Origin of the sequence: Paracoccus denitrificans (assembly GCF_900100045.1) — a bacterium.
In the GTDB taxonomy this organism is placed as follows: Bacteria; Pseudomonadota; Alphaproteobacteria; order Rhodobacterales; family Rhodobacteraceae; genus Paracoccus; species Paracoccus denitrificans.
Map to the genome: position 1 here is coordinate 114,903 of NZ_FNEA01000016.1, position 13,724 is coordinate 128,626.

The window sequence follows — 13,724 nt, forward strand, 5'->3', positions numbered from 1 at the left end:
GGCCGCGGATCGGCTCTCCATGCCGATTCGGGTTTCGGCCAAGCTTGCAGCCGTTCGGGGACGGGTATTTCAGGCCCGCACCTGCTCCAACTCGGCCACCAGGTTCACCAGCGCATGCTTGTCCGGCGAAATGGCAACCAGGCGGTTCAGGAACGGGGCGTCGGGCGCCTCGGCCGGTTCCAGGGACAGCATGCCCCCGGCCAGTTGCAGCAGATGGGGCCGGGGCAGATCGGGCAGGCGGACATACCCCTTCAGGCGATGGATCGACTGCGTATGGCGCGCCATGATTCCGAGCAGGCGCTGACGATCCGGCGGCGATGCAAGCGTGATGGTGCGGCTGGCGAACAGGTGCCGGTGGTCGCGATGCGGGGCAAGGGCCGAAAAGCTTCGGGCGTCGTGGGGTGCCCTCAGCGCCTTCAGCAGACCGCTGTCCAGGGCCATGTGCAGGCTGGCCAGCGGATTGATCCCGGCGACCAGCCGGGCGGTGCGGCGCAGCGCGGCGCGGCTGGCGATGTCGCCGCGCGACAGGAACACCATATCCGCGCCCCGGACCTGGCTTTCCGCCACGCCGCCGATCCTCGGGTCGGCCAGGCGTTCGGCCAGGCTTTGCGGATCGGCCACGGCGACGATTGCCCGACAATCCAGGTCGGGCTCGGCCAGGGCGATGCCTGCCAGCCGCCGGGGCTCGGCGACGCCGCTGGCCTCGACGATCAGGCGATCGACCCGGCCGCGAAGGTCCAGCGCCCGCTCGAAGGCATCGAACAGCCCACCCGCCATGGAACAGCAGATGCAGCCGTTGCTGAGCTGGATCGTGTCGGCCGAGCGGCGCGAGACCAGCGCCGCATCGACCGCGATGTCGCCGAAATCGTTGACCATGACCAGGATGCGCTCGTCCTGCCGCTCCAGGAGCCGGTTGAGCAAGGTGGTCTTGCCGGCCCCCAGATAGCCGCACAGGATGTTGACCGGAAGCGGGGCGGCCATGGCTTAGAACGATCCGGCCGGGACCGGCCGGCCGCCGAAGACGGTGCCCCAGACCCGCGCCTCGCGCAGACGTTCGGGGCCAAGCGCGTGCGGGTCGTCCTCGAGCACGGCGAAATCGGCGCGCTTGCCGACCTCGACCGAACCCAGCTCGCCGTCGAGCTTCAGCGTATAGGCCGCGCCCAGCGTGATGGCGTAAAGCGCGGCGTCCAGCGAAATGCGCTCGGAGGTGCCCAACTGCCGGCCGCTGTCGGTCAGGCGGTTGACCGCGCACCAGGCGGTGACCAGCGGTGCCAGCGGCGTGATCGGCGCGTCGGAATGGATGGCCAGCGGAATGCCCATCTCCAGCGCGCTGGCGCAGGGGTTCATGCGGCAGGCGCGCTCGGGGCCGATGGTGATCTCGTAATGCTTGTCGCCGAAGTAATACAGGTGGTTGGCGAACAGGTTGACGCAGCATTGCAGCGCGGCGATGCGGCGCAGCTGGGCGCGGTCGGCCATCTGGCAATGCTGCAACGTGTGGCGGTGGTCGGGGCGGAAATGCCCGGACAGCGCCGCCTCCAGCGCCTCGATGGCGGCAAGGCTGGCGCCGTCGCCGTTGACATGGATATGCATCTGGATGCCCTGGCGGTTCAGGTCGTCCACCATGGCGTTCAGCGCCTCGGGGGCGATGTTCCAGATGCCGTTGTCGGTGCCGCGATGATAGCCGGGCGCGTTCAGTTGTGCGGTGAAGCCCTGGATCGAGCCGTCGGTGACGATCTTCACCCCGCCCAGCCGCAGCCGGTCGGTCGAGCGCGCCCGCAACTCCTGCGCCCGCGCCGCCACCGCCGCGGGCGGCAGCGCCATCGCCGAAAGCATCGGCACCAGCCGCAGCGGATAGCCGTCCTTGGCCGTGGTGGCGAACAGGTCGGCCAGCGTCTCGTCGGCCAGCTCGTTCAGCAGGTCGGTCGAGGTCGTCACCCCCGCCCGGCAGGCCGAACGCGCGAAGTTCCAGATCGCCTCGGGATCGCCGCCAAGGGCGCGGAAGCTGGCGCCGACCCGGCGCATGACCGGGAACATGGCGCCCATCTCGTGCAACTCGCCGTGCAGCTCGCCGTCCTCGGTATGGATGACGCCCGGGATATCGGTGTTCTCGTCGTATCCGGCCAGTTCCAGCGCCACGCTGTTGGCGGTCAGCAGGTGCATGTTCGAATGCAGCACCACCACCGGCCGCGTGGTCGAGACCCGGTCCAGGTCCAGCCGCGACAGCCGGTCGCCGGGCACGAAAAGCGGATCGAAGCCCCAACCGACGACGGGACCGTCGCCCAGTTCCTCGGCGCGTTCGCGCAGGCGCTCGACCAGCGCATTGGTGCTGGTGATGCCCTGCCACGGTCGCCCGTCCGGGGCCACGCGGTCGTAATGGCCAAGATAGGTAAAGCGCCAGACCGAGCCCTCCATCATATGGGCGTGCCCCTCGACGAAGCCGGGCATCAGGATCTTGTCGGCGAAACGGTCGTCGTGGCGCAACTCGCCCCGGCCGCGCATCATGTCGGGGCCGCCGACGGCGAGGATGCGCCCGTCATGGGACACCATCACATGGGTCGCCTCGGGCCGCGACGGGTCCATGGTGATGATGCGGCGTGCTGAAAAAACGGTCGGGATCATGCAATTTCTCCGTCGGATCCGGCTTCGCGGGCAGATTAGCCGTGACAAACATCCTGCGTGAAATGCATAATTACGGGGGATTTCCGCTATTTTCCTGAGGGTCCGATGCATTACACCCTGAAACACCTGCGCTATATCGAGGCGGCCGAGCGCCACCAGTCGATCACCGCTGCGGCCGAGGCGCTGGCGGTTTCGCCCTCGTCCATCGCCGCGGCCATCGACCATATCGAGGCGCAGCTGGGCCAGCCGGTCTTTGCGCGCGTCCCCTCGCGCGGGATCGCGGCGACCAGTTTCGGGCGCAGGATCATCGACGAAATCCGGTTGCTGCTGGTGGCGCAGGCGCGTTTCGACGGCAAGATCGCCGATCTGGAGCAACGCATCGACGGCACCGCCCGGATCGCCTGCTTCACGCCGCTGGCGCCGATCCTGCTGCCGACCATCCTGTCCGAGGTGCGCGAGCGCTATCCGAACCTGATGATCGAGGTGATGGAGGGCAACTGGGAAGAGGTCGTCCGCGCCGTGGACAGCGGCAATGCCGATTTCGCCTTTTGCTACGGGCTGGTCAACGAACTGGCCTATCGCTTCCTGCCGCTTTTCGTCGGCCATCCCCATGCTGCGCTGCCGGCGACGCATCCGCTGGCCAGCGGGCGATTCGTCACGCTGGAACAGCTTGCCCCCGAGCCGCTGGTGGTGCTGGACCTGGACCTGTCGCGGCGCTACCTGATGGACCTGTTCGCGACGCGCGGGCTCAAGCCGAACGTGGTCTATTCGGCGCGCTCGACCGACATGATGCGGGCGCTGATCGCGGCCGGCATGTGCTACGGCATCTTCAACATCCGCCCGATGAGCAAGCAGACCTATGCCCGCGGCGACCTGGTGCGGCTGCCGCTGGCCGGCGAACATGACGCGCCGCGCGCCGGGGTGCTGACCCGGCGCGACGTGCAGCTGACGCCGGTTTGCGAAGCGATCATCGCCACTTGCGAGATGCAGGCGATGCGTGGCGAATTCGACCGCGCCTTCGTGCGGCCCTATCTTCCACAGGATTTCTGAGGAATTCGGGCGCAAAAATGCATTTGCCGCAAAGGCCGCCCATGGCCGATCCATAAGGACGCAGCGTCACCACAGAATTCGGCGCGCGCCCAACAGGAGATCCAGATGACCCCCATCCCCGCCTTTTCCCGCCGGTTCCTGCTGGCCGGCGCGGTCGCCCTGACCGCGCTCGGCACCGCCCCCTCGCTTTCCGCGCAAGAGGCGCAGACGGGCGGCACGCTGGTCGTGGCCTCGGTGCAAAAGCCGCGCCACCTGAATGCCGCCGTGCAATCGGGCATCGCGACCGGCGTGCCGGCGGCGCAGATCTTCGCCACGCTGCTGCGCTATGGCGAGGATTTCGAGCCGCAGCCCTACCTGGCCGAAAGCTGGGAATTCAGCGACGACAGCAAGGTGCTGACCCTGACGCTGCGCAGCGGCGCGACCTTCCACGACGGCCAGCCGATCACCGCCGAGGACGTGGTCTGGTCGCTGGGCGTGGTCAAGGAGAACCATCCCTTCTCCAGCATGCTGGAGCCGGTCGAGGCTTTCGAGGCGCCCGATCCGCAGACCGTGGTCATCCGCATGAAGCAGCCGCATCCGGCGATCCTGCTGGTGCTGTCCTCGGCGCTGACGCCGATCCTGCCGAAGCATGTCTTCGACGACGGGCAGGACATCAAGTCGAACCCCAAGAACAACCTGCCCGTGGGCTCGGGCCCGTTCAAGGTGACCGCGTTCGAGCCGGGCCAGCACATCATCCTGGAGCGGCATGACGGCTTTTTCCTGGAGGGGAGGCCCTATCTGGACCGCATCGTGATCCGGCAATACCAGGACGCCAATTCCGGCGTGCTGGCGCTGGAATCGGGCGAAGCGCAGCTTTTCCCGCTGCTCGACTCGACCCGGCTGATCCGGCGGCTGGAGAAGTCCGGCGCCATGACCGTGACCGACCAGGGCTATGCCGGGATCGGGCCGGTGAACTGGCTGGCCTTCAACACCAAGAGCCCGGCGCTGTCGGATGTGCGCGTGCGCCAGGCCGTCGCCCACGCCATCGACCGCGACTTCGTCACCAAGGCGCTGCATTCCGGCCTGTCCAAGCCCGCGGTCGAGCCGGTTGTGCAGGGCAGCCCCTTCTATACCGAGGAGGTCGAGCGCTACGATTTCGACCTGGACAAGGCCAAGGCCCTGCTGGCCGAGGCGGGCTTCGGCGAGGGGGGCGAGACGCTGAAGCTGCGCATCGACTACATCCCCGACAACGAAGAACAGCAGCGCGCCATCGCCGAATATGTCAAGGCGGCGCTGGCCAAGGCGGGGGTCGAGGTCACCGTGCGCGCCTCGCCCGATTTCCCGACCTGGGCGCAGCGCGTGGCCTCCTACGACTTCGACATGACCATGGACCAGGTCTTCAACTGGGGCGATCCGGTGATCGGGGTGAACCGGACCTATCTGTGCTCGAACATCCGCGAGGGGATCATCTGGTCCAACACCCAGCAATATTGCAACGAGGACGTGGACAAGCTCTTGAACGAAGCCGGGGTCGAGCCCGACCTGGCCAGGCGCAAGGAGCTTTACGCGCAGGCGTTCAAGCAGATCACCACCGACATCCCGATCCATTTCATCAACGAGGTGCCCTATCACACGGTCTGGTCGCAGGCCGTGCAGAACCCGCCCGTCTCGATCTGGGGCGCGATGGGGCCGATGGATGAGGTCTGGCTGAAGCAGTAACCGGCGGAGGCAATCCCGATGTATCGACGTATCCTGCGGCAGCTGCTTTATGCAGCCGCCCTGATCCTTGCCGTGCTTGTCCTGAACTTCCTGCTGATCCAGCTGGCCCCCGGCGATCCGGCCGAGGTCATCGCCGGCGAGATGGGCGGCGCGAGCGCCGAAGTCATGGCCGCGATCCGCCAGCAATACGGGCTCGACAAGCCGCTGCCGACCCAGTTGGCGCTGTATCTGGGCCGCGCGCTGCAGGGCGACCTGGGCATGTCCTATTTCTACAATCGCCCGGTGGTCGACCTGATCCTGTCGCGGCTGGGCCCGACGCTGCTTCTGGTGGCGACGGCGCTGGGTTTCGCGATGATCCTCGGCACGCGGCTGGGCATGCTCGCCTCGCGCAATCCGCGCGGCATCGCTTCGGCGCTGGTCACGGTGCTGTCGCTGGTCGGCTATTCGGCGCCGGTGTTCTGGACCGGGCTGATGCTGGTGATCCTGTTCGGGGCCACCATCCCGCTGTTCCCCATCGCCGGCATGATCGACGTGGTGAAGCAGGGCGGCCCGCTGGTCCGGGCGCTGGACATCGCCCATCACCTGGTGCTGCCGGCGCTGACGCTGGGGCTGGTCTACCTGGCGCAATACAGCCGGCTGACCCGCGCCTCAATGCTGGAGGTGCTGGGGGCGGACTATATCCGCACCGCCCGCGCCAAGGGCGTCGGCGAGCGGCAGGTCTTTGGCCGCCACGCATTCCGCAACGCGCTGCTGCCGGTCGTGACCGTCGCGGGCATGCAGTTCGGCGCCATCATCTCGGGTGCGGTGCTGGTCGAGACGGTGTTCAGCTGGCCGGGCCTGGGCACGCTGGCCTTCCAGTCGATCCTGGCGCGCGACTATCCGACCGTGCTGGGTATCCTGTTCTTCTCCACCCTGATCGTCATCATCGCGAACCTGCTGACCGACTTCGTCTCGCGTCTGCTGGACCCGCGCCTTGCCGGAGGTCGCTGAGACATGACCGCGCCCGCCAGAACCACGGTTCCAGCCGCCCGCGGTCCCATGGCCGAAGCCTGGGACATCTTTCGCCGCAGCCCCTCGGCCATGCTGGGCCTGCTGCTGCTGGGGCTGGTCATCCTGATGACCTTTGCCGGCCCCTTTCTCTACCAGGTCGATCCGTTCGAGATCGTCTGGGCGCCGCTGACGCCGCCGGGCGAAGAGGCGACGATCCCGCTGGGCACCGACAACCTTGGCCGCGACATCCTGGCCGGGCTGATCGAGGGCGGCAGCGCCACGCTGGCCGTGGGCTTTGCCGCAGCAGCGATCACCATGCTGATCGGGGTGGTGATCGGCGCCTATGCCGGTTTCTACGGCGGCATCGTCGACGACATGCTGATGCGCGTGACCGAATTCTTCCAGGTGCTGCCGCCGCTGCTGTTCGCCATGGTGGTCGTCACGCTGTTCCAGCCGACGCTGGTCAACGTGGCGCTGGCCATCGGCATCGTCAGCTGGCCGCAGACCGCGCGGCTGACCCGCTCGGAATTCCGCCGCATCCGCACGCTGGAATATGTCAGCGCCATGCGCGCCATCGGTGCGGGCGACGGCAACATCATCTGGCGCGTGATCCTGCCCAACGCCCTGCCGCCGCTGATCGTTTCTGCCACGCTGACCATCGGTATGGCCATCCTGTTCGAGGCCGGGCTCAGCTTCCTGGGCCTGTCGGACCCCAACGTCATGTCCTGGGGGCTGATGATCGGTTCGGGGCGCGAATACCTGCTGGACGCCTGGTGGGTGGTGACGCTGCCCGGGGCGATGATCTTCCTGACCGTGCTGGGCGTCAGCCTGGTCGGCGACGGGCTGAACGACGCCTTCAACCCCCGGATGAGGGAGCGCTGAACCATGGTGACCGAACCCGTTCTGGACATCCGCAACCTCAAGGTCGATTTCGCCACCCGCCGCGGCGTGGCCCATGTGCTGGACGACGTGTCCTTCAGCGTCGCCCCGGGCGAGCTTCTGGCCATCGTCGGCGAATCCGGCTGCGGCAAGAGCATGACCGCGCTGTCGATCCTTGGCCTGATCCCCTCGCCCCCCGGCAAGGTAGTGGGCGGCAGCATCCTGTTCCAGGGCCGCGACCTGACCAGACTGCGCCAGTCCGAGCTGCGCAGGATCCGCGGCGGCGATATCGCCATGATCTTCCAGGAGCCGATGACCTCGCTCAATCCGGTCTTCACCTGCGGCGAGCAGATCGCCGAGGCGGTGCGCCTGCACCAGAAGGCCAGCCCCAAGGCCGCCTTCGCCCGCGCGGTCGAGATGCTGCGCGCCGTCGGCATCCCCGAGCCGGAGCTGCGCGCCCGAGCTTATCCCCACCAGCTGTCCGGCGGCATGCGCCAGCGGGTGATGATCGCCATGGCGCTGTCCTGCGAGCCGAAGCTTCTGATCGCGGACGAGCCGACGACGGCGCTGGACGTGACCGTGCAGGCGCAGATCTTCGGCCTGCTGGACGAGTTGCGCCAGCAGACCGGCACCGCCATCGTCCTGATCACCCATGACATGGGCGCGGTGGCGGAAATGGCCGACAAGGTCGCGGTGATGTATGCCGGCCGCATCATCGAACGCGGCCCGGCCGATGCGGTGCTGGACAATCCCGGCCATCCCTATACCCGGGGCCTTTTGGCCAGCATTCCGCGCGTCGATGCCGACCCCGACGCCGACCTGCCCGAGATCCCCGGCATCGTGCCGGCGCTGACCGACCTGGGCCGGGGCTGCGCCTTCGCGCCGCGCTGCGCGCTGGCCGTCGATGCCTGCCTTGCCGCCCAACCCCGCCATGTCGCCATGTCCGGGGATCACTCGGCCGCCTGCATCCAGCTAGAATCCGGCGAGGTCTCGGCATGAACCAGCTTCTTTCCGTCCGCGACCTCAAGGTGCATTTCCCGACTGCGCATGGCGGCACGGTCCATGCCGTCGATGGCGTCAGCTTCGACATCCGGCGCGGCCGGACGCTGGGCATCGTCGGCGAATCCGGCTCGGGCAAGACCACCACGGCGCTGGCCGTCATGCGGCTGGCCCCGATCACCGGCGGCGAGATCGACCTGGACGGCACGCCGATCAGCCGCATCGAGGGCGAGGAGTTGCGCCGCACCCGGCCGCGCTTCCAGATGGTGTTCCAGGACCCGTTCTCGTCGCTGAACCCGCGCGACCGGGTCGGGCGGATCATCCGCCAGCCCATGGACCTGCTGGGCCTGGGCGAGCCATCGGGCCGCGACGCGCGGGTCGAGGAATTGCTGGCCCAGGTCGGGTTGCGGCCCGAGCTGAAATCGCTTTACCCGCACCAGTTCTCGGGCGGGCAGCGGCAACGGATCGGGCTGGCGCGGGCCTTGGCGACCAGGCCCGACCTGATCGTCTTTGACGAGCCGGTCTCGGCGCTGGACGTGGCGGTGCAGGCGCAGGTCCTGAACCTGATCCGCCGCTTGCAGCGCGAAACCGGGCTGACCTATCTGTTCATCAGCCACGACCTTGGCGTCGTGCGCCATGTCTGCGACGAGATCGCGGTGATGTATCTGGGCCAGATCGTGGAAAAGGCGCCCGCCGCGCAGATCTTTGCTGCGCCGCGCCATCCCTATACGCAGGCGCTGATCGCCGCCGCGCCCTCGCTGGCGCCCGAGCATCGGCGCAGGGGCGGCGGCGCGCGGTTGCAGGGCGATCCGCCCAGCCCGGTGAACCTGCCGAAAGGCTGCCGCTTCGCCTCGCGCTGTCCGCTCGCGGTCGAGGGTTGCCGCCGGCGGATGCCGACCCTGCGCGAGCTTGCCCCCGGACAGGCGGTCGCCTGCCATCTGGCCTAGCGACCGGCCGGAACGGAAAGGGGGCCTGCCAGGGCCGGGCAGGTCCCGCCGCCTCGATCACGTCGGGATGGTATGCCGCGCCCTGTCGATCCGGTGCGGGGCGGTCAAGACATGGCCACCCCTGCCTGTCAGCGGCCCGGATCGCCTATATCAGCTGCGTCAACTCTTCGGCGGCGGCGCGCAGGTCGGGCAGGTGCTTCAGCCCTTCGGCCAGGGTCAGCCGTTGGACCGGGGCGTGAAAGGACACCGTCGCGACCAACTGGCCCGAGCGGTCCAGCACGGGCACGGCCACGGCGATCATTCCGGGCACGAATTCCTCGGAATCCGTCGAATAACCCTGCTGCCGGATCTGGCGCAGCGCCTCGCGCAGCCTGTCCGGGTCGGTGATCGTCTGCCCGGTATGAGCCGTCAGATGGGCGCGTTTCAGATAGCGTTCAAGCTTGCCGTCGTTGATCAGCGACAGGCACAGCTTGCCCGCCGCCGTGGCATGCAGCGGCACGCGCGAGCCGACGTGAAGCTGGATCCGCAAGGGCCAATGCGTCTCGACCCGGTCGACGTAAAGCATCGCATCGCCGTCGGGGATCGACAGGTTGCAGGTCTCGCCCAGGCGCTGGTTCAGCCGAATCAGCACGTCGCGCTGCGGCAGGTTCTGATGCCAGAAGCGGATCACCCCCTGCATCATCTGCCGCAGTTTCGGCCCCGGCTGATAGCTGCGCCCGTCGATATGGCGGCTCAGGAAACCCTCGGCTTCCAGGTTGCCGACCAGCCGGTGGATGGTCGGCACCGGCAGCCCCAGCGCGGCGTTGATCTCGGTCGCCGTCAGGGGCCGCCCTTCGCTGGCAAGAACCTCAAGAATCTGAAGATTCCGAAAGCTCGGCGGCAGGGAGGGCTTGTCCTGAATACTCGTCATGATCGTGCTTTTCCATCGGTTCCCGGTCCGACTCTACATCGCTGCAAGCGTGGCTCCAACCGCCCGGATCAAGATATGAACAATCGAAAATGAGAGTATTACTACCAAAAATGCTTTGACATGAATCGGCAGGCTGAGGCAACCTCCGCTCATCGGCGAGAGGAGGACTCGCCGGGCAGACGATTGAGAATCGAAGCAACGTCTCAGCATCAGGGAGGATGTCATGGCGGTAACCACCGCCGGCGCCAACGCGTTTGGCGGCCGGGAACACGATGTCAAAAAGGTCGTGTTCGCAAGCCTGGTCGGATCGACCATCGAATGGTACGATTTCTTTCTTTACGGCGTCGTGGCCGGGATCGTCTTCAACAAGCTGTATTTTCCGGCGGACGACCCGACGATCTCGGTGCTGCTGGCCTATGCGACCTTCGCCGTGGGCTTTGTCGCCCGCCCGCTGGGCGGGCTGGTCTTCGGCCATTTCGGCGACCGCATCGGCCGCAAGACCATGCTGGTCCTGACGCTGCTGCTGATGGGTGGCGCCACCGTGCTGATCGGCCTTTTGCCCACCTACGACCAGATCGGCATCCTGGCGCCGATCCTGCTTCTGGTGTTGCGGGTGGCCCAGGGCATCGGCATCGGCGGCGAATGGGGCGGCGCGGTGCTGATGGCCTATGAATTCGCGCCCGAGCACAAGCGCGGCTTCTATGCCTCGATCCCGCAGATCGGCCTGTCGCTGGGGCTGTTCATGGCCTCGGGCGTGATGGCGCTCTTGACCATGCTGCCGGACGAGGCCTTCATGGCCTGGGGCTGGCGCACCGCCTTCATCGCCTCGATCGTGCTGGTCGTGCTGGGCACCTGGATCCGCAGCAATATCGGCGAAAGCCCCGAGTTCAAGAAGGCCAAGGCGGAATCGCGGGCCAAGGACCAGGGCCTGCCCTTCGTGGACATGATCAAGCGCTATCCGGGCAACGTCACGCTGGGCATGGGCGCGCGCTATATCGACGGCGTGTTCTTCAACGTCTTTGCGGTGTTCTCGATCCTCTACCTCACGCAATATGTGGGGCTGGAGCGGTCCTTCGCGCTGTGGACGGTGTCGGGCGCGGCCATCGTGATGGTGTTCTGCATCCCGTTCTTCGGCCGGCTTTCGGACAGGATCGGGCGTCCGCGGACCTATGCGATGGGCTCGGCCCTGCTGGCGCTGAGCGTGTTCCCGGCCTTTGCGCTGATGTCCTCGGGCGATCCCTTGCTGGTGGTGCTGGGCATCGTGCTGCCCTTCGGCGTGGTCTACCCGATGTGCTACGGCCCCGAGGCCGCGCTGTTCTCGGACCTGTTCGATCCCAGCGTGCGCTATACCGGCGTGTCCTTCGTCTACCAGTTCTCGGGCATCTTCGCCTCGGGGATCACGCCGATGATCGCGACCTGGCTGATGGCGGCGAACGACAACGACCCCTTCTGGCTTTGCACCTATGTGGTCTTTGCCGGGCTGGTCTCGATGGTTTGCGCCATGCTCATCGGCCGGCGCGAGCGCCGCTGACCGCCAGCCGGGCGGCCTGCACCTCGCGGGTCGCCCGGAAACCCCCTCAGGATGTCGGGGCGCGCATCGTCCCATAAGGATCAAGATCATGAGCCATGAAGCAAACGTGCCGGATTACATCGTCGTCGGGGCTGGTTCGGCGGGTTGCGTCGTCGCCAACCGGCTTTCGGCCGATCCGGCCGTGCGGGTCACACTGCTCGAGGCAGGCAATCGCGACAGCAGCCCCTGGATCCACATCCCGGTCGGCTATTTCCAGACCATGCACAACCCCCGCTTCGACTGGTGCTACGAGACCGAGCCCGATCCGGGGCTGGCCGGCCGTTCGCTGCACTGGCCGCGCGGCAAGGTGCTGGGCGGCTCGTCCTCGCTGAACGGGCTGCTCTACGTCCGCGGCCAGCGCGAGGATTACGACCGCTGGGCGCAGATGGGCAACGACGGCTGGTCCTGGCGCGAGGTCGGCCCGCTGTTCGAGGAGTTGGAAACCTTCCAGCGCGGCGAGGGCGAGGGGCGCGGCATGCATGGCGCCCTGCAGGTCTCGGACCCGCGCCTGCGCCGCCGCATCTGCGAATTGTGGATCGAGGCCGCCAAGGCCAACGGCATCCCCTATAACCCCGATTACAACGGCCCGGTGCAGGACGGCGTCGGCCATTTCCAGTTGACGGTGGACAAGGGGCGGCGCTGCTCGGCGGCGGTGGCCTTCCTGCGTCCGATCCGCCACCGGCAGAACCTGCAGGTCGTCACCCGTTCGCTTGTCCGCCGCATCGTGATCGAGCAGGGCCGCGCCACCGGGGTCGAGATCCAGCGCCCCGACGGCAGCCGGGAGGTGATCCGCGCCGCGCGCGAAGTGATCCTGTGCGCCGGCGCCATCGGCTCGCCGCAGATCCTGATGCTCTCGGGGGTGGGCGACGCGGATCACCTGCGCGACCTGGGCATCGCCGTGCAGCACCATTCCCCCGAGGTGGGCCGCAACCTGCAGGACCACCTGCAGGCGCGGCTGGTGTTCAAATGCCGCGAGGCGACGCTGAACGACGAGGTGCGCAGCCTCGTCAACAAGGCCAGGATCGGGCTGGAATATGCGCTCTTCCGCACCGGACCGATGACCATGGCGGCCAGCCTGGTCTTCGGCTTCCTGCGCACCCGGCCGGGGCTCGCGACGCCCGACATCCAGTTCCACATCCAGCCCTGGTCCGCCGACAGCCCGGGCGAGGGCGTGCATCCGTTTTCGGCCTTCACGCAATCGGTCTGCCAGTTGCGGCCGGAAAGCCGCGGCACGATCACGCTGCGCTCGGCCGATCCCTCGGCCGTGCCGGTGATCGCGCCGAACTACCTCGCGACGCAGACCGATTGCGACACCCTGGTCGCGGGGATCGAGATCGCCCGCAAGCTCGCCCGCACCGAGCCGCTGAAATCCGCCATTTCCGAGGAATTCCGCCCGACCGCCGACGTGCAGGGCCATGACGAGATCCTGGACTGGGCGCGGATGAACTCGACCACGATCTACCATCCGACCGGCACCTGCCGCATGGGCGCGGATGCGCGCGCCGTGGTCGATCCGCGCCTGCGGGTGCGGGGCATTCGCGGCCTGCGGGTGGCCGATTGCTCGATCATGCCCGAGATCGTCTCGGGCAACACCAATGCCCCGGCCATGATGATCGGCGCCAAGCTGGCGCGCCTGGTCCTCGAGGACCGCCGCACCGAAGGCGGCGCCGACACCACCAAAGCCGCTTGAAAGGAAGAATCCATGAAGATGACGACTGAGGAGTCTTTTGTCAAAACCCTTCAATTGCACGGGATCGAGCATGCCTTTGGCATTATCGGCTCTGCGATGATGCCTGTTTCGGACCTGTTTCCGCGGGCCGGGATCACGTTCTGGGACTGTGCGCATGAGACGAATGCCGGGATGATGGCGGACGGTTTCACGCGCTCGACGGGGCGGATGTCGATGGCGATCGCGCAGAACGGTCCCGGGGTGACGGGGTTCGTGACGCCGGTCAAGACGGCCTACTGGAACCACACGCCCTTGCTTCTGGTGACGCCGCAGGCGGCGAACCGGACCATCGGGCAGGGCGGTTTCCAGGAGATGGAGCAGATGCGCATCTTC

12 protein-coding genes are annotated in these 13,724 nt (G+C 67.3%); 9 read left to right on the plus strand and 3 right to left on the minus strand.

The genetic code is table 11. From position 1 onward, the window contains the following. Positions 1–69: 69 nt before the first annotated feature. Together BLT64_RS15415 and BLT64_RS15420 are read right to left on the minus strand one after the other, a co-directional pair. Complete coding sequence (locus tag BLT64_RS15415; RefSeq protein WP_011750514.1) at positions 70–981, minus strand: CobW family GTP-binding protein; 912 nt, start codon at positions 979–981, stop codon at positions 70–72. A gap of 3 nt (positions 982–984) precedes the next feature. Continuing rightward, positions 985–2,619: an amidohydrolase gene (locus tag BLT64_RS15420; protein ID WP_011750513.1), complete on the minus strand. Its 1,635-nt coding sequence runs from the start codon at positions 2,617–2,619 to the stop codon at positions 985–987. A 105-nt stretch (positions 2,620–2,724) separates the two neighbouring features. Between BLT64_RS15420 and BLT64_RS15425 the strand changes: the two genes are divergently transcribed. From BLT64_RS15425 to BLT64_RS15450, 6 genes are all read left to right on the plus strand, one after another. Next, positions 2,725–3,669 carry a LysR family transcriptional regulator gene (locus BLT64_RS15425; RefSeq protein ID WP_011750512.1) on the plus strand — a complete coding sequence of 315 codons (945 nt, stop codon included), beginning with the start codon at positions 2,725–2,727 and terminating at the stop codon, positions 3,667–3,669. 105 nt (positions 3,670–3,774) lie between these two features. Then, on the plus strand, positions 3,775–5,367 hold the full coding sequence (locus tag BLT64_RS15430; RefSeq protein WP_011750511.1) for an ABC transporter substrate-binding protein: 1,593 nt from the start codon (positions 3,775–3,777) through the stop codon (positions 5,365–5,367). 18 nt (positions 5,368–5,385) lie between these two features. After that, a complete protein-coding gene (locus tag BLT64_RS15435; RefSeq protein WP_011750510.1) occupies positions 5,386–6,357 on the plus strand; it encodes an ABC transporter permease in 972 nt (323 codons plus the stop codon). A gap of 48 nt (positions 6,358–6,405) precedes the next feature. Then, positions 6,406–7,239, plus strand: coding sequence for an ABC transporter permease (locus tag BLT64_RS15440; protein ID WP_041530461.1), 834 nt, complete (start codon positions 6,406–6,408; stop codon positions 7,237–7,239). Between the two features lie 3 nt (positions 7,240–7,242). Then, positions 7,243–8,235, plus strand: a complete 993-nt coding sequence (locus BLT64_RS15445; protein ID WP_011750508.1) for an ABC transporter ATP-binding protein — start codon at positions 7,243–7,245, stop codon at positions 8,233–8,235. Further along, the gene (locus tag BLT64_RS15450) at positions 8,232–9,182 is read left to right on the plus strand and encodes an ABC transporter ATP-binding protein (protein WP_011750507.1); all 951 of its coding nucleotides are present in this window, start codon (positions 8,232–8,234) and stop codon (positions 9,180–9,182) included. The genes BLT64_RS15445 and BLT64_RS15450 overlap by 4 nt, the downstream gene beginning before the upstream one ends. Before the next feature lie 145 nt (positions 9,183–9,327). Here BLT64_RS15450 and BLT64_RS15455 read toward each other — a convergent pair whose 3' ends face one another. Further along, the gene (locus BLT64_RS15455) at positions 9,328–10,092 is read right to left on the minus strand and encodes an IclR family transcriptional regulator (RefSeq protein WP_011750506.1); all 765 of its coding nucleotides are present in this window, start codon (positions 10,090–10,092) and stop codon (positions 9,328–9,330) included. 223 nt (positions 10,093–10,315) lie between these two features. Between BLT64_RS15455 and BLT64_RS15460 the strand changes: the two genes are divergently transcribed. From BLT64_RS15460 to BLT64_RS15470, 3 genes are all read left to right on the plus strand, one after another. Then, complete coding sequence (locus BLT64_RS15460; protein WP_011750505.1) at positions 10,316–11,623, plus strand: MFS transporter; 1,308 nt, start codon at positions 10,316–10,318, stop codon at positions 11,621–11,623. Positions 11,624–11,711: 88 nt separating this feature from the next. Beyond that, entirely contained in the window at positions 11,712–13,352 is a 1,641-nt protein-coding gene (locus tag BLT64_RS15465; RefSeq protein WP_011750504.1) for a GMC family oxidoreductase, read from the plus strand. Positions 13,353–13,364: 12 nt separating this feature from the next. Further along, positions 13,365–13,724 (plus strand): thiamine pyrophosphate-binding protein (locus BLT64_RS15470; RefSeq protein ID WP_254777241.1); only part of this gene is annotated, 360 nt, incomplete at its 3' end.